The sequence below is a fragment of the Mesorhizobium sp. M1227 genome (assembly GCF_040318315.1).
Taxonomy (GTDB): domain Bacteria; phylum Pseudomonadota; class Alphaproteobacteria; order Rhizobiales; family Rhizobiaceae; genus Mesorhizobium.
Genome location: NZ_JAMYLZ010000001.1, coordinates 649401 through 664707, shown reverse-complemented (window position 1 = coordinate 664707; position 15307 = coordinate 649401). Strand labels below are relative to the sequence as shown.

At 63.3% G+C, this 15307-nt stretch carries 13 protein-coding genes; 8 read left to right on the top strand and 5 right to left on the bottom strand.

The window, feature by feature from the left end; all coding sequences use genetic code 11:
- Positions 1-97: 97 nt before the first annotated feature.
- Positions 98-2200 carry a bifunctional rhamnulose-1-phosphate aldolase/short-chain dehydrogenase gene (locus tag NKH28_RS03040; RefSeq protein ID WP_352470136.1) on the bottom strand — a complete coding sequence of 701 codons (2103 nt, stop codon included), beginning with the start codon at positions 2198-2200 and terminating at the stop codon, positions 98-100.
- Between the two features lie 187 nt (positions 2201-2387).
- On the opposite strand from NKH28_RS03040, the gene NKH28_RS03035 reads away from it, so the two are divergent.
- The 7 genes from NKH28_RS03035 to NKH28_RS03005 all read left to right on the top strand — a co-directional run bounded on the left by NKH28_RS03035 (position 2388) and on the right by NKH28_RS03005 (position 9529).
- A complete protein-coding gene (locus tag NKH28_RS03035) occupies positions 2388-3197 on the top strand; it encodes a DeoR/GlpR family DNA-binding transcription regulator (protein WP_352488252.1) in 810 nt (269 codons plus the stop codon).
- A 55-nt stretch (positions 3198-3252) separates the two neighbouring features.
- A complete protein-coding gene (gene rhaS, locus NKH28_RS03030) occupies positions 3253-4248 on the top strand; it encodes a rhamnose ABC transporter substrate-binding protein (RefSeq protein ID WP_352448664.1) in 996 nt (331 codons plus the stop codon).
- 83 nt (positions 4249-4331) lie between these two features.
- Complete coding sequence (locus tag NKH28_RS03025) at positions 4332-5873, top strand: sugar ABC transporter ATP-binding protein (protein ID WP_352488251.1); 1542 nt, start codon at positions 4332-4334, stop codon at positions 5871-5873.
- Entirely contained in the window at positions 5870-6847 is a 978-nt protein-coding gene (locus tag NKH28_RS03020) for an ABC transporter permease (RefSeq protein WP_352977735.1), read from the top strand. Before NKH28_RS03025 ends, NKH28_RS03020 begins: the two co-directional genes overlap by 4 nt.
- Positions 6844-7845, top strand: a complete 1002-nt coding sequence (locus tag NKH28_RS03015) for an ABC transporter permease (RefSeq protein WP_352977733.1) — start codon at positions 6844-6846, stop codon at positions 7843-7845. Before NKH28_RS03020 ends, NKH28_RS03015 begins: the two co-directional genes overlap by 4 nt.
- Positions 7845-8162, top strand: a complete 318-nt coding sequence (gene rhaM / locus NKH28_RS03010; RefSeq protein WP_352470130.1) for an L-rhamnose mutarotase — start codon at positions 7845-7847, stop codon at positions 8160-8162. Before NKH28_RS03015 ends, rhaM begins: the two co-directional genes overlap by 1 nt.
- Complete coding sequence (locus tag NKH28_RS03005) at positions 8159-9529, top strand: FGGY-family carbohydrate kinase (protein ID WP_352977731.1); 1371 nt, start codon at positions 8159-8161, stop codon at positions 9527-9529. Before rhaM ends, NKH28_RS03005 begins: the two co-directional genes overlap by 4 nt.
- A gap of 36 nt (positions 9530-9565) precedes the next feature.
- On the opposite strand, the gene NKH28_RS03000 is transcribed toward NKH28_RS03005, so the two are convergent.
- Together NKH28_RS03000 and galE are read right to left on the bottom strand one after the other, a co-directional pair.
- Positions 9566-10816 carry a D-amino acid dehydrogenase gene (locus NKH28_RS03000; RefSeq protein WP_352851863.1) on the bottom strand — a complete coding sequence of 417 codons (1251 nt, stop codon included), beginning with the start codon at positions 10814-10816 and terminating at the stop codon, positions 9566-9568.
- A gap of 43 nt (positions 10817-10859) precedes the next feature.
- Positions 10860-11855 (bottom strand): UDP-glucose 4-epimerase GalE, encoded by a 996-nt coding sequence (gene galE / locus NKH28_RS02995; protein ID WP_352977778.1) that lies wholly within the window; start codon positions 11853-11855, stop codon positions 10860-10862.
- Between the two features lie 265 nt (positions 11856-12120).
- Here galE and hemA point away from each other — a divergent pair, with 265 nt between their 5' ends.
- Complete coding sequence (hemA, locus tag NKH28_RS02990) at positions 12121-13398, top strand: 5-aminolevulinate synthase (RefSeq protein ID WP_352488572.1); 1278 nt, start codon at positions 12121-12123, stop codon at positions 13396-13398.
- A gap of 151 nt (positions 13399-13549) precedes the next feature.
- Here the strand turns inward: hemA and NKH28_RS02985 are convergent, their stop codons facing one another.
- Together NKH28_RS02985 and mscL are read right to left on the bottom strand one after the other, a co-directional pair.
- A complete protein-coding gene (locus tag NKH28_RS02985; protein ID WP_352977728.1) occupies positions 13550-14716 on the bottom strand; it encodes a pyridoxal phosphate-dependent aminotransferase in 1167 nt (388 codons plus the stop codon).
- Between the two features lie 111 nt (positions 14717-14827).
- Positions 14828-15250, bottom strand: a complete 423-nt coding sequence (gene mscL, locus NKH28_RS02980) for a large conductance mechanosensitive channel protein MscL (protein WP_352977726.1) — start codon at positions 15248-15250, stop codon at positions 14828-14830.
- Positions 15251-15307 lie beyond the last annotated feature (57 nt).

The window sequence follows — 15307 nt, the reverse complement described above, 5'->3', positions numbered from 1 at the left end:
GGCGCTGCCCCTCATCCGCCTGCCGGCACCTTCTCCCCGTATGGTAACGGGGAGAAGGGTAAAGCTCCGGCGTCGGCGCCAACCCTCAAACGACTGCTTATCGCGTAAAGCTCTGTGCGTTGCCGGCGTCGACGTTGATGATGTTGCCGGTCGATTTGGCCGACATATCGGAGGCGAAGAAATAGATCGCCTCGGCGATGTCTTCGGGGAACACCGACCGCTTCAGCATCGAACGCGAGCGGTAGTGCTCCTCGAGATCGTCGGTCGACATCTTGTAGGCGGCGGCGCGCTGTTCCTTCCATTCGCCGCTCCAGATCTTCGAGCCGCGCAGTACGGCGTCGGGGTTGACGACATTGACCCTGATCTGCGCTTCCGCGCCTTCCAGCGCCAGGCAGCGTGCCAGATGGATTTCGGCGGCCTTGGCAGTGCAATAGGCGGCGGCATTTGGCGATGCGGCAAGCCCATTCTTGGAGGCGACGAAGACGACGTTGCCGCCGATCTTCTGCGCCCGAAACAGCCGGAACGCCTCCCGCGAAACCAGGAAATAGCCGGTCGACAGGATGTCCATGTTCTTGTTCCACAGCGTCAGCGTGGTGTCCTCGATCGGCGCCGAGGAGGCCAGGCCGGCATTGGAGACCAGAATATCGATGCCGCCGAATTCGACCGCCGTTTCGGCAAAGCCGGAGATCACCTGATCCTCGGACGTGACGTTGATGACTACGGGCCGCACGAAATCCTTGCCATAGGCCTTGGCAAGCTCGTCATTGGCGCCGGCAAGGGCTGCTTCGTCGATATCGGCCAGCACGACGCACGCGCCCTCGCGCAGCAGCCGGTTGGCGGTGGCCCGGCCAATGCCGCCGGCGCCGCCGGTGACCAGCGCAATCTGGCCGGCAAGAGCCTTTGGTTTCGGCAGGCGCTGCAGCTTTGCCTCTTCGAGCAGCCAGTATTCGATATCGAAGGCTTCCTGGTCGGGCAGGCCGACATAGGTCGAGACCGTCGAGGCGCCGCGCATGACGTTGATGGCGTTGACATAGAATTCGCCCGATATGCGCGCCGTCGCCTTGTCGCCGGCGAAGGTGAACATGCCAACGCCGGGCATCAGATAGACGACGGCGTTCGGATCGCGCACCGGTGGCGAATCCGCGTGCTTGCAGCGGTCATAATAGGCCTGATAGCCAACGCGATACTCCGCCACATCATCGGCAAGACGGGCAATGACGGCATCGACGTCGGGATTTTGGGGGTCGAACTCGATGACCAACGGCCGGATCTTGGTGCGCAGGAAGTGGTCCGGGCAGGACGTGCCGAGTGCCGCCAGCGGCCGCAAATCCCTGGAATTGACGAATTCGAGCACGGCAGGGGAATCGTCGAAATGGCCGAGCTTGTGGCTGTTCTCCGAGATCAGGCCACGGATCCTCGGCATCAGTTTTGCGGCCACGGCGCGACGCGCAGGCGCATCGAGGGATTTGACGACTTCGCCGCCGAAAATCGGCTTGCCCTGGCTCTTGCGCTCGAACCAGTCGATCGCCTGGTTGATCACCGAGATCGTTGTCTCGTAGCATTCCTTCGGCGTGTCGCCCCAGCTGAACAGGCCATGACTGGCCAGTACGACACCCTTGGCTTCGGGGTTTTCGCGGCAGAATTTCTCCAGCCACAGGCCGAGCTCGAAGCCCGGACGTTTCCATGGCAGCCAGCCGATCGTGTCGCCGAAGATCTCCTTGGTCAGCGCCTGCGAATCCTTGGCGGCGGCAATGGCGATGATGGCATCGGGATGCATATGGTCGACAAAAGGCTTCGGCACGAAGGCATGCAGCGGCGTGTCGATGGAAGCCGCGCGCGGGTTGAGGTTGAAGGTGCAATGGGGCAGATAGCCGACCATCTCGTCTTCATGTTCGAGGCCGCGATAGAGACCTTTCAGCGCGCGCAATTTGTCCATGTAGAGCGTGGCGAAGCCGTCGAGCTTGATCGAGGCGCTGTCGCCGCCCGAGCCCTTGACCCACAGCACTTCCACGCTCTCGCCGGTGAGCGGATCGTTTTGCCAGATCTTGGAGGAGGTGTTGCCGCCGCCATAATTGGTGACGCGCTTGTCGGAGCCAAGAACATTCGAGCGATAGACCAGACGTTCGGGCTCGCTCATTGCTTGCGCTTTTGCGTCATCCCAAAGATTGGCGAGGCGCGTGCCGGAGCGCTTGTCGAGCATAGGTATCCTCCCTTTGGGACACGCAAACGGCGCGGGTCCCTTTTGTACGAATTTCTACGCAAGCAGCGGCCTTGTCAATCACAAACGATCAATATCAGTCATATTGCATTGCACAATGAAATTATCTGATCGGAAATGATTGACACTGCGCGCTTTGGGTGACTAGATGCTCCGGCAGGGAGGAACCATGCACGAGAAAGAGCGCCACAGGATCATTCTGTCCGCCGTCCAGGAAAAGCCTGTGGTGACGGTGCAGGAGATGGTCGACCTGACGGAGTCGTCGGAGGCGACGATCCGGCGCGACATCGCGGCATTGCATGTGCAAAAACGGCTGCGCCGGGTGCGCGGCGGCGCCGAGGCGCTTTCGCCGCCGCAGTTCATCGGCCTTGCCGGCCGGCCCTTTTCCGTCAACGAGACCATCAACGCTTCGCAGAAGCGGGCAATCGCGCGGGAAGCCGTCGAACTGTGCAAGGACGGCGAGCCGATCATCATCAATGGCGGCACCACCACCTTCCAGATGGTGCATTTCCTGACCGGCCGCCGCATGCCGATCTTCACCAATTCCTTCCCGATCGCGGAGCATTTGCTCAGGCACTCCAAGAACACGGTGATGCTGTCGGGCGGCACCATCTACCGCGAGCAGAACATCATCCTGTCGCCGTTCGACAATGACGTGACGCGCAATTTCTACGCGCGCCGCATGTTCATGGGCGCGCAAGGGCTGGGGCCGCTCGGTCTTATGGAAGGCGACCCGCTGCTGATCCAGGCCGAGCAGAAACTGATCGACCAGGCAGACGAATTGGTGGTGCTGGTCGATTCCTCGAAGTTCCGCAAACGCTCGAGCCTGATCCTGTGCGGCCTGTCGCGCATCGCCACGGTGATCACCGACGACGCCATCGAGGATCGCGAAGCCAAGATGCTGGAGACCGCCGGCGTGACGCTGATCATCGCCCGCACAACGGCAACCAACAAGGAAGAATCTTCGCTGCAGGCCTGAGAACCACTCACGCCCGCAGCGGCGATGGAATGCAACGCTCAAGGGAGGATATTCGATGAGCTTTCTGAAGAAACTGATGGTTACGGCGGCGTTCTCCGCCGCCATGTTCGTGAATGCCGCCTACGCCGAAAACGTCAAGATCGCGCTGGTGGTGAAGTCGCTCGGCAACGGCTTCTTCGACGCCGCCAACAAGGGCGCCGAAGAGGCGGCCAAGGAGCTCGGCGATGTCGACATCATCTACACCGGCCCGACCAAGGCGACCGCCGAAGCGCAGATCGAAGTGGTCAATTCGCTGATCGCCCAGAAGGTCAATGCCATCGCCATTTCGGCGAACGACGCCGACGCGCTGGTGCCAGTGCTGAAGAAGGCGATGCAGCGCGGCATTACCGTCATCTCGTGGGATTCAGGCGTCGCGCCGGAAGGACGCCAGCTTCACCTCAACCCCTCCGATACCAACCTGATCGGCGAGACCATCATCAAGCTGGCCGCCGACTACCTGCCGGAAGGCGGCGATGTCGCCATCCTGTCGGCTTCTTCGACCGCGACCAACCAGAATGCCTGGATCGACGCGGCCAAGAAGGTGCTGCCGGAGAAGTTCCCCAAGATCAAGCTCGTCGCCACCGTCTATGGCGACGACGACTCGGCCAAGAGCACGGACGAAGCCAAGGGCCTGCTGAAGTCCTATCCGAACCTCAAGGCGATCATCGCACCGACCACGGTCGGCGTCGTTGCCGCCGCGCAGGTGGTGACCGATGAAGGCCTGATCGGCAAGGTCAACGTCACCGGCCTGGCGCTGCCGTCGGAGTTCAAAAAGTTCATCGACAATGGCGCCAGCCAGGCGGTTGCGCTGTGGAACCCGATCGACCTCGGCTACTCCGCCGTCTACCTCGCCCACGATCTGGCGGTGAAGAAGGAAGAGGCCAAGCCCGGTGCTACGCTGTCGATCGGCCGCGTCGGCAAGGTCACGCTCGACGACACCAACTCGGCTGCGATGGCTCCGCCCTTCCAGTTCGACAAGTCGAACATCGAAAAGTTCTCCAAGATCTATTGATCCTGGGACCTTCGAAACGGTGCGGCGGGGCTCAGGTCCCGCCGCGCTTTCAAACGAACCTTGCTACAGGGCTTGATACGATCATGGACACGACAGCCCAGCACGAAGTGGCACATGAAGCGCCTTTGTCATCCGGACCGCGCCTGACGCTGTCCGGCATCTCGAAAAGCTTTCCCGGCGTGCGGGCGCTGCACAATGTCGGCCTGTCGCTCTATCCCGGCCAGGTAACCGCGCTGATCGGCGAAAACGGCGCCGGCAAGTCGACGCTGGTCAAGATCATGACCGGCATCTACCAGCCGGATGCTGGCACGATCAGCATCGACGGCCAGCCGGTCACACTGCCCAGCGCCCACGCCGCGTTCGGGCACGGCATCACCGCCATCCACCAGGAAACCGTGCTGTTCGACGACCTGACGGTGGCCGAAAACATCTTCCTCGGCCATGCGCCGCGCACGCGTTTCAAAACCATCGACTGGCGCACCATGCGCAAGAATGCCCGCGAGGTGCTCGACACGATGGGCGCCGGCCATATCGACGCCGACGCCAGGCTGAAGGACCTCGGCATTGCCAACAAGCACCTAGTCGCGGTTGCCCGCGCCATGTCCATCGACGCGCGGATCGTCATCATGGACGAGCCGACGGCAGCGCTTTCGATGAAGGAGATCGAAGAGCTTTTCCTGCTGATCGAATTCCTCAAGAGCGACGGCAAGGCGATCCTGTTCATCAGCCACAAATTCGATGAGATCTACCGCATCGCCGACCGCTATACCGTGTTCCGCGACGGCGAGATGGTCGGCGAAGGCCTGATCAAGGACGCCGGCCAGAGCCAGATCGTGCGCATGATGGTCGGCCGCTCGGTCGATCACATCTTTCCGCAGCGCAAGGCCGAGATCGGCGCGCCGGTGCTGGCCGTCTCCGGCCTGTCGCACCCGACCGAGTTCGACGACATAGGCTTCGAGCTGCACAGGGGCGAAATCCTCGGCTTCTACGGCCTTGTCGGCGCCGGGCGCAGCGAGGTGATGCAGGCGATATCAGGCATCACCCGCACCAGCGGCGGCACGATCACGCTGGAGGGTAAGGCAATCGCGCCGAAATCGGCGGCGGATTCGATCGACGCCGGCATCGTCTATGTGCCGGAGGAGCGCGGCAAGCAAGGCGTGGTGATCGGCCTGCCGATCTTCCAGAATGTCTCGCTGCCCTCGCTCAAACGCACATCCAAGTCCGGCATATTGCGGCTGGCCGAAGAGTTCGCGCTGGCCCGCTCCTACACCGAGCGGCTCGATCTGCGCGCCTCCTCGCTCAGCCAGGACGTCGGCACGCTGTCGGGCGGCAACCAGCAGAAGATCGTCATCGCCAAATGGCTGGCGACCGCGCCCAAGGTGATCATCCTGGACGAGCCGACCAAGGGCATCGACATCGGCTCGAAGGCGGCCGTGCACGGCTTCATGGCCGAGCTCGTCGCGCAAGGCCTGTCGGTGATCATGGTGTCGTCCGAATTGCCGGAAATCCTCGGCATGTCGGACCGCGTCGTCGTTATGCGCGAGGGCCGCATTGCCGCGGTCTACGACAATAAAGGGCTCGACGCCGAAACCTTGGTCAGGACGGCAGCGGGGATCGCGGCATGAAGGCTTTTCTCAAACATCGCGAGGTCTGGCTGCTGGCGGCAATCGTCGTGCTGATCGGGCTGATCTCCACGCGGTTTCCAGGTTTTGCCGATCCGGCCAACCTGCGCCAGGTGTTCAACGACACGTCGATCCTGATGATCCTGGCGCTCGGCCAGATGGTCGTCATCCTGACCCGCTCGATCGACCTGTCGATGGCTTCAAATCTCTGCTTCACCGGCATGGTGGTGGCAATGCTGAACGCCGCGCATCCGGCGATCCCGATCCCGCTGCTGATCGTCATCGCACTGCTGGTCGGCCTGGTGCTCGGCGCCATCAACGGCCTGCTGGTATGGCGGCTGAACATTCCCTCGATCGTGGTAACGCTCGGCTCCCTCACCATCTACCGCGGCGCCACGTTCGTCATTTCAGGCGGCGCCTGGGTCAACGCCGACCAGATGAGCGCTGATTTCATCGGGTTGCAGCGCGCGGCTTTCCTCGGCATTCCGGTACTGTCGTGGATCGCCCTGCTGGTTATTGCGCTGTTCTTCCTGGTGATGACGCGCACCGGGCTCGGCCGCTCGATCTATGCCATCGGCGTCAACCCGACCGCATCGGTCTATGCCGGCATCGATGTCGGCCGGACGAAATTCATCGTCTTCTGCATCTCGGGGATGATCGGCGGCCTCTGCGGCTATCTGTGGATTTCGCGCTACGTCATCGCCTCGGTCGAGGTCGCCAACGGCTATGAGCTCAATATCATCGCCGCCTGCGTCATCGGCGGCATTTCGATTGCCGGCGGCATCGGTTCGGTCGGCGGCGCGGTGCTCGGCGCGCTGTTCCTCGGCATCATCTCCAACGCGCTGCCGGTGATCAACATCTCACCCTTCTGGCAGATGGCGATTTCAGGCAGCGCCATCATCCTGGCCGTGGTGCTCAACGCGCGCGGCGAACGCCGGCAAGGCCGCATCATCCTCAAGAAGGCGGAAGCGGCATGACCGACACCCCTGCCCCACGCCATATTCCCGACCGGCTCGACAAGCCGCTGACGTCGGCGATCTTCTCATGGGAGGCGCTGCTGGTCGTCGTGGCGGTTGCCATCTTTGCCGTCAACAGCTTTGCCTCGCCCTATTTCCTCGACGCGTGGTCGCTGTCGGACCTGACCTTCAACTTCACGGAAAAGGCGCTGATCGCGCTGGCCATGGCGCTGCTGATCATCTCCGGCGAAATCGACCTGTCGGTGGCCGCCATCATCGCGCTGGCGTCAACAATGATGGGCATGGCGGTGCAGGCCGGCGCCGGCATGCCTGAACTGGTGGCAATCGGCCTCGTCGTCGGGCTCGGCTGCGGCGCCTTCAACGGACTGCTCGTCACCAGGCTCGGCTTGCCGTCGATCGTCGTCACCATCGGCACGATGAGCCTGTTTCGCGGCATTGCCTTCATCATCCTCGGCGACCAGGCCTACAAGGGCTATCCCGCGAGCTTCGCCTTCTTCGGCCAGGGCTATGTCTGGTGGGTGGTGTCGTTCGAACTGACGCTTTTCCTGATCGCGGCAGTCGTCTACTGGTTCCTTCTGCACCGGACGAGCTTCGGCCGCCGGGTCTTTGCCATCGGCAACAACCCGGTCGCGGCGCAGTTTTCCGGCGTACGCGTCGGCCGTATCAAATTCATCCTGTTTTGCCTGACCGGCCTGATGGCGGGCATCGCCTCGGTGCTGATCACATCGCGGCTCGGCTCGACCCGGCCGTCCATCGCACAGGGCTACGAGCTGGAAGTCATCACCATGGTGGTGCTCGGCGGCGTCAGCATCCTGGGCGGCGCCGGCAGCATAGTGGGCGTCGTGCTCGCGGCCTTCATCATGGGGCTGGTGACCTTCGGCCTCGGCCTGCTCAATGTGCCAGGGATTGTTATGTCGATCTTCATCGGCCTGCTGCTGATCATCGTCATCGCGCTGCCGATCCTGTGGCGGCGAGTACGGCGGGAGCGCTTTGCCTGATGCCGGAGAAATACGCGTTCAAGATGAAGCTCAATCCGGGCATGAAGGCCGAATACAAGAAGCGCCACGACGACATCTGGCCGTCGCTGGTCGCGCTGCTCAAGCAGGCCGGTATCTCCGATTACTCGATCCATCTCGACGAAGAGACCAACACCTTGTTCGGCGTGCTGTGGCGCCGTGACGACCACGGCATGGACGAATTGCCGAAGCATCCGGTGATGCAGCGTTGGTGGGCCGAGATGGCGGACATCATGGAGACCAAGCCGAACAACGAGCCGGTGGCGGTGCCGCTGGAAACAATGTTCCATATGGAATGACCCGCCACGTCGCCGTCATCGATATCGGCAAGACCAACGCCAAGGTGGCGCTGGTCGATCTTGCCGCAGCAAGCGAAGTCGCGCTGCGCAGGATGGTGAACGAGCCGGTTCGGCAAGGCCCATACCCGCACCATGACGTCGAGCGGTTATGGGCGTTTATCCTTGGCAGCCTGGCCGAGATCGACCGCGAGCAGCGCATCGATGCGATATCGATCACCACCCATGGCGCAACGTCCGTGCTGGTCGACGCATCAGGCGAACTGGCGCTGCCGGTGCTCGACTACGAATTCGATGGTCCGGATGCCTTTGCCGGGGACTATGACACGATCCGTCCGGCGTTCTCCGAGACCGGCACGCCGCGCCTGCCGGCCGGCCTCAATCTCGGCGCGCAGCTGTTCTGGCAGCAGAAGCGCTTTCCGGCGGATTTCGCCAGAACCGCCGCGATCCTGATGTATCCGCAATACTGGGCCTTGCGCCTGACCGGCGTCGCCGCCAGCGAGGTGACTTCGCTCGGCTGCCACACCGATCTGTGGAACCCGTGGAAAGCGGATTTTTCGTCGCTGGTCGACCGGCTGCAATGGCGCCGGCTAATGGCGCCGGTGCGGCAGGCCAGGGACCGCCTCGGGCCGATCCTGCCCGCGCTTGCGACACGGACCGGGCTCGACCCGCAAACGCCGGTGTTTTGCGGCCTGCACGATTCCAACGCCTCGCTGCTGCCGCATCTCCTGTCCGACCGACCGCCTTTCTCCGTGGTCTCGACCGGCACCTGGGTGGTGTCGATGGCGGTTGGCGGCAACAAGATCGCGCTCGACCCGGCCCGCGATACGCTGGTCAATGTCAACGCGCTCGGCGATCCCGTGCCCTCGGCGCGCTTCATGGGTGGCCGCGAGTTTTCCGTGCTGACCGAGGGCCAATCGGAGAACTGGACGGAAGACGATGTTGCCACGGTGCTGGCGCGCAAGACGTCCCTATTGCCCTCGACCCAACAGGGTTCGGGGCCGTTTCCGCATCATACCGCATCATGGCTTAACGCGGACGGTATGAGCGTCGGCCAGCGCTTTGTCGCCATCTCGTTCTACCTGGCGCTGATGACCGCGACCTGCCTCGACCTGATCGGCGCGGACGGTCCCACCATCGTCGAAGGACCCTTCGCCCGCAACCGGCTGTTCACCCGCATGCTGGCTGCGGCGACGGCGCGTGGCGTCATCGCCTCCGAGGCTGCGACTGGTACCAGCATCGGCGCCGCCTTGCTGGCGTCGGACCAGGGGACACCGCAAGGCAGAGGCGAAAGGACCGAACCGTCGGCCGATCCATTCTGGACAAGTTACGTGCGCTCCTGGCGTTCGGCGGTCGACGAACGAGCCTGACCGCCGAGCTCATGGCGCCCTGATGTCCGGAGATGCCTAGCCCGCGTAGAGCAATCCTTGCGGGTCGATCTCTGGCTTGCGGCCGGCGACCACATCGGCAAGGAACTTTCCCGAGCCGCAGGCCATGGTCCAGCCGAGATGGCCGTGGCCGGTGTCGAGGTAGAGATTGTCGTATCGCGCCCGGCCGATGACCGGCACGGAGTTCGGCATCATTGGGCGAAGTCCAGCCCAGAGCTCGGCCTTGCTCTCGTCGAAAGCGCCGGGGAACAGGTCCTTGGCGGTGTTCAGGATCGAGTTGAAATCGCGTGGCTTGAACGTGCGGTCGAACCCGGTGAACTCCGCCGTCGAGGACATCCGCAGCCGATTTCCCAGCCTGGAGTAGCCGATCAGCCGGTCCTCGTCGGCGCCACCCATGATCGGCCCCTTGCTTTCATCTTCCAGCGGAACAGTCACGGTATAGCCCTTCACAGGATAGACGGGCAGGTCGATGCCGTAGCGGCGGCCGAGCAGACCGCTCTCCGGCCCCATGGAAATGACCACTGCGTCACCCGCCACCGGGCCGGCCGAGGTCATCACGGCGCGCACCCGGTCGCCGTCGATGTCGAGGCCTTCGACCGTGGTGCCGTAGAGGAATTGGACGCCGAGTTTCTCGGCGGCATAGGCAGCGAGGTTCTGCGTGAATTGGCTGGAGTCGCCGGTCTGGTCGATCGGCGAATAGACGCCGCCGGCTATCTTGTCCTTGGCGCCGGCAAGGCCGGGCTCGAGCTCGACCAGCCGGTCGCGGCCGACGATCTCGATCGGCAGGCCGTGTTCGCCGAGATAACGATAATTGTCGGTGCCGGTATCAAAGCTCTGCTGCGAGCGGAAGAAATACAGAATGCCTTTCTTGCGCTCGTCATAGTGGATGCCGGTTTCGGCGGAGACGGCGTTGATGCAGTCGCGCGAATAGAGCGCCAGACGCAGCTTGACGTCGGTGTTGGCGCGCATGCGCTTATGCGTGCACTGGCGTAGGAAGCGCAGGCTCCAGGCGAAAAAATACGGATCGAAGCGCAGCCGCACCTTGATGCCGAGATCGTGGTTGTAGAGGCCGCGCAGGAACGTCTTCAGCGCGGCGGGCGAGGCCCAGGCGGTGGCATCCCCGGGCGACACCAGGCCGGCATTCGACCGGCTGGTGCCGCGTGCCGCCGCCGGATGGCGCTCGATCACCGTCACCTCATGGCCGTCGCTGGCCAGATAAAAGGCCGCCGCCGTACCGACGACGCCGGCCCCAAGCACCAGGATTTTCATTCCGCCCCCAGCGCGCTGAACCAACCTTTGCGGAGAGCCCACTTCACCCCAGAGCCGAATTCTTGCTGGTCAGGATGCGCTCCCAGGCAAGCGCATCGGCAACGATCCGGTCAAGGTTGTCGCGCTGCGGGGTCCAGCCGAGCTCGCCGCGCGCCAGCTCCGAATTGGCGACGACCGCGGCGGCGTCGCCGGCGCGGCGATCGCCCATCCGTACGTCGAAATCATGGCCGAAGACGCGACGGACGCTGTCGATGACCTCGAGCACCGAATAGCCGTGGCTGTAACCACAATTGGCGACCAGGCTCGATCCGCCGGCACGCAGCCGCTGAAGCGCCAGCCGATGCGCCGCCGCCAGGTCGCTGACGTGGATATAGTCGCGCATGCAGGTGCCGTCCGGCGTCGGATAGTCGGTGCCGAACACCTGCATGAAGGGGCGCTTGCCGAGCGCCGTCTCGCAGGCGACCTTGATCAGATGCGTGGCACCGGGCGTCGACTGGCCGGTGCGGCCCTTCGGATCGGCGCCGGCGACGTTGAAATAGCGCAGCGCCGTATAGCGCAACCCATGGGCACTTGCCGCGTCGCGCAGCATCCATTCGCTCATCAGCTTGGACAGGCCATAGGGCGATTCCGGCGCAAGCCGGGCATCCTCGCGCACCGGCTCCAGGCCGGCGCCGCCATAGACGGCGGCGGTCGAGGAAAAGATAAAATTGGGCACGCCTTCGCGCACCGCAGTCTCGATCAAGGTGCGCGTCTTGCAGGTATTGTTCTCGTAATAGGCAAGCGGGTCAGCGACCGATTCGGGGACCACGATCGAGCCGGCGAAATGGATGATCGCGTCGATCTTATTGTCGCGAATGATCGAAGCGACCAGTTCCCTGTCGGCGACGTCGCCGACGACGAGCTTTGCTTCCGGGGCCACCGCCCATTCAAAGCCGGTAGAAAGCCGGTCGAGGACGACGACGCTGTCGCCCGTGTCCAGCAATTCCCAGACCATATGGCTACCGATATAGCCGGCACCGCCTGTCACCAAAACCGTCATCCGCATCCTCGCTATTCATGATTTATCGGAACTGTCTCAATCGTCGCCGTACTGGAAAATCCGCCGCCAGGCCATTAAAACCTGCGGTAACCAGTCTCATCGGCGCGTGGCATTGTCCTGAAACAAGATTGATCCACATCAAGGGAATAGGCCACGTTCCGTGGTCGTTAGGAACAGGCTCGGGGCGTGGCATTTTGACCAAAAAGGCCAGGTGGACGACGAATGGGCCAATGACTATGATCCCGCGCAAAACTGGGAAGGCGACATGAACTATCAGCGGTTTTTCGAGGAAGCGATCGACCAGCTCCATGCGGAGCGTCGCTACCGCGTCTTCGCCGACCTTGAGCGTATCGTCGGGAAATTCCCGCGCGCCATCTGGCGGGCCAATGGCCGCGCCGAGGAAATCACCGTCTGGTGCTCCAACGACTATCTCGGCATGGGCCAGCATCCCGACGTCATTGCCGCGTTCCAGAAGGCGGCAGGCAAGATGGGGTCGGGGGCCGGCGGCACCCGCAACATCTCCGGCACCAGCAACCCGCTGGTCGAGCTCGAACTGGAGCTTGCCGACCTGCACGACAAGGAAGCGGCACTGGTTTTCACCTCCGGCTTCGTTTCCAACGAGGCGTCGATCTCGACCATTGCAAAGCTGCTTCCCAATTGCCTGATCATCTCGGACGAGCTCAACCACGCTTCGATGATCGAGGGCGTGCGGCGCTCGGGCGCCGAGAAGAAGATCTTCCGCCATAACGACGTCGCGCATCTCGAAAGCCTGCTGCAGACGGCCGGCCGCGAGCGCGCCAAGCTGATTGTCTTCGAGAGCGTCTATTCGATGGACGGCGACATCGCGCCGATCAAGCAGATCGTCGAACTCGCCGAGCGCTACAACGCCATGACCTACATCGACGAGGTCCACGCCGTCGGCATGTACGGGCCGCGCGGCGGCGGCATCACCGAGCGCGAAGGGCTGGCCGACCGCATCGACATCATCGAGGGCACGCTGGCCAAGGCGTTCGGCACGCTTGGCGGCTACATCGCCGGCACCAGCGCCGTGATCGACGCGGTGCGCTCCTATGCGCCGGGCTTCATCTTCACCACGGCGTTGCCGCCGGCGATCGCTGCCGCGGCAACCACCTCGATCCGCCATCTCAAGCGCTCGCAGGCCGAGCGCGATGCGCAGCTGCGTCAGGCGACACGGACCAAGCAAGTGCTGGCCGCGGCCGGCCTGCCGGTGATGGAGTCGCCTACCCACATCGTGCCCCTTCTGGTCGGCGATCCCGAGCTCTGCAAGATGGCCAGCGACCGCCTGCTCGGTGTGCACGGCATCTACATCCAGCCGATCAACTACCCGACAGTGCCGCGCGGCACCGAGCGGCTGCGCATCACGCCTACACCGTTCCATTCGGACGCGTTGATTGCGTCCCTGCAGGACGCGCTGGTCGAGACATGGGATGCGTTGGGGATTCCCTACGGTTCGGCGGGCCGACCGTCGGTCGCCAAGAGCGATCGCGTCATTCCGTTGCTGGTGCCGAAGTCGGGCGGCTGAAGCCCGTTTGAAACTCTACTCCGGCGGCCATCTGACGCGGCTTTCTGCGCTTCCGGTGCTCACGGACCCAAATGTCCGCTGCGCTCCGGTTCTCGAAACCCACGCCAGCTGACTCGCCGGAGCGAGTTTCAACTCGGGGCTTCGAGGCAGCTCACATATTCTTCATCCATTTCGCCAGCCGGTGCGCGGCTTCCTCGAGCTGGTCGAGACGGCGGTGGAAGCATAGCCTGAGAAAGGATTCGCCGCCGGGGCCGAAGGCGGTGCCGGGAGCTAGGCCGACATTGGCGCGGTCGACCATGTCGAAGGCCGCGGCGCGGGAATCGGTGATGCCGTCGACCGCGAAGAACAGATAGAATGCGCCCTGCGGCACGGTGAACCGCGCCCTGCCGGTTTCGGCGAGAATGCCGCACACCAGGTCGCGCGCCGCCCTCGCCCGCTCCACCTGCTCGACGATGAAGGCGTCGCCCTCATCGAGGGCAACGACGGCGCCGCGCTGCATGAACTGCGCAACGCCGGAAGTCGAATACTGGACCAGGTTCTCGAACACCTGCTGCAAGGCGGGATGGATCTTGATCCAGCCGATGCGCCAGCCGGTCATCGCCCAGTTCTTGGAAAAGGAATTGACGAACAGGATGCGATCCTCATCGGCCATGATGTCGATGAAGGACGGCGCGCGACTATCGCCGTAATGAAACAGCGAGTAGATCTCGTCGGCGATGATCCACAGGCCCCTTTCGCGGGCGAGATCGAGGATCGCCTGCAGCGTCTCCTTGTCGGCGGTCCAGCCGGTCGGGTTGGACGGCGTGTTGACGAACAGCGCCTTGGTCCGTGGCGTGATCGCCGCTGCGATCTTGTCGACATCGCAGGACCAGCCATTGCCCGACTGATCGAGCGTGACCGCGACTGGAACGGCGCCCGCGATGCCGGCGGCGGCGGCGAAGTTCGGCCATGCCGGCGACAGGTAGACGAGTTCGTCGCCCTTGCCGGCCAGCGCATCGATGGCCATCTGGATGGCATGCATGCCGGAGCCGGTGACGATGAATTCCTCCTTGGCGAAAGTCTTGCCGAAATGCCTGGTGTAGTAGCGGGCGAGCGCCTGCCTGAGTTCGGGAATGCCCCGCTGCCAGGTGTAGAAGGTCTCGCCGCCGGCGAGTGCCTTGGCGGCTGCATCGGTGATGAAGGCAGGCGTCGGCAGGTCGCCCTCGCCGGCCCAGAGCGGGATCATGCCGTCGCGACCGCGGCCACGGTTCATGACGGCGACAATGCCGCTTTCAGGCGCCGCCCGCGCTTCGGCGCGCAGAGTATCGATCAGGGTCATGGATGGGTCCGTTTTCGTTTGCTCGACTGCTAGCGTGTTTCAGGGCGGACGAAAACAGAAAACCCCGGCCGCAAGCGACCGGGGTTTTGGTCCAGAAAGTTACCGCAGGCGCTACTTTCTGGCGAGGAGATCGCGAATTTCGGTGAGCAGCGCGACATCGGCCGGCGGCGGGGCAACCGGGACGGCCGGTTTCTCGCGCTCTAGCCGTTTGCGCAGATTGTTCACCGCCTTGACCATCAGGAAGATGATGAAGGCGAGAATAAGAAAATTCAGCGCCACGGTGATGAAGCTGCCATAGGCGAAGACCGCCCCCTGTTTCTTCGCATCCGCCAGCGAAGTTGCATTCACCGCAGAAGACAGGGGTATGAAGTAGTTGTTGAAGTCCAGTCCTCCGAAGATCGCGCCAACAATAGGCATGATGATGTCGTCGACCAGCGAGGTGACGATCTTGCCGAAGGCAGCGCCAATGATGACGGCGACGGCCAGGTCCATCACATTGCCCCTGGAAATGAATTCCTGAAATTCTTTCAGCATTCGACCCTCCTTGTCCTGACCGGCCGTTCTGCCGCTCCTCCAGCATCGACCGGCGGG

Coding starts and splice junctions, on each gene's coding strand:
- NKH28_RS03040 (WP_352470136.1), bottom strand. CDS start 2,200: ATGCTCGACAAGCGCTCCGGCACGCGCCTCGCCAATCTTTGGGATGAC.
- NKH28_RS03035 (WP_352488252.1), top strand. CDS start 2,388: ATGCACGAGAAAGAGCGCCACAGGATCATTCTGTCCGCCGTCCAGGAA.
- rhaS (WP_352448664.1), top strand. CDS start 3,253: ATGAGCTTTCTGAAGAAACTGATGGTTACGGCGGCGTTCTCCGCCGCC.
- NKH28_RS03025 (WP_352488251.1), top strand. CDS start 4,332: ATGGACACGACAGCCCAGCACGAAGTGGCACATGAAGCGCCTTTGTCA.
- NKH28_RS03020 (WP_352977735.1), top strand. CDS start 5,870: ATGAAGGCTTTTCTCAAACATCGCGAGGTCTGGCTGCTGGCGGCAATC.
- NKH28_RS03015 (WP_352977733.1), top strand. CDS start 6,844: ATGACCGACACCCCTGCCCCACGCCATATTCCCGACCGGCTCGACAAG.
- rhaM (WP_352470130.1), top strand. CDS start 7,845: ATGCCGGAGAAATACGCGTTCAAGATGAAGCTCAATCCGGGCATGAAG.
- NKH28_RS03005 (WP_352977731.1), top strand. CDS start 8,159: ATGACCCGCCACGTCGCCGTCATCGATATCGGCAAGACCAACGCCAAG.
- NKH28_RS03000 (WP_352851863.1), bottom strand. CDS start 10,816: ATGAAAATCCTGGTGCTTGGGGCCGGCGTCGTCGGTACGGCGGCGGCC.
- galE (WP_352977778.1), bottom strand. CDS start 11,855: ATGACGGTTTTGGTGACAGGCGGTGCCGGCTATATCGGTAGCCATATG.
- hemA (WP_352488572.1), top strand. CDS start 12,121: ATGAACTATCAGCGGTTTTTCGAGGAAGCGATCGACCAGCTCCATGCG.
- NKH28_RS02985 (WP_352977728.1), bottom strand. CDS start 14,716: ATGACCCTGATCGATACTCTGCGCGCCGAAGCGCGGGCGGCGCCTGAA.
- mscL (WP_352977726.1), bottom strand. CDS start 15,250: ATGCTGAAAGAATTTCAGGAATTCATTTCCAGGGGCAATGTGATGGAC.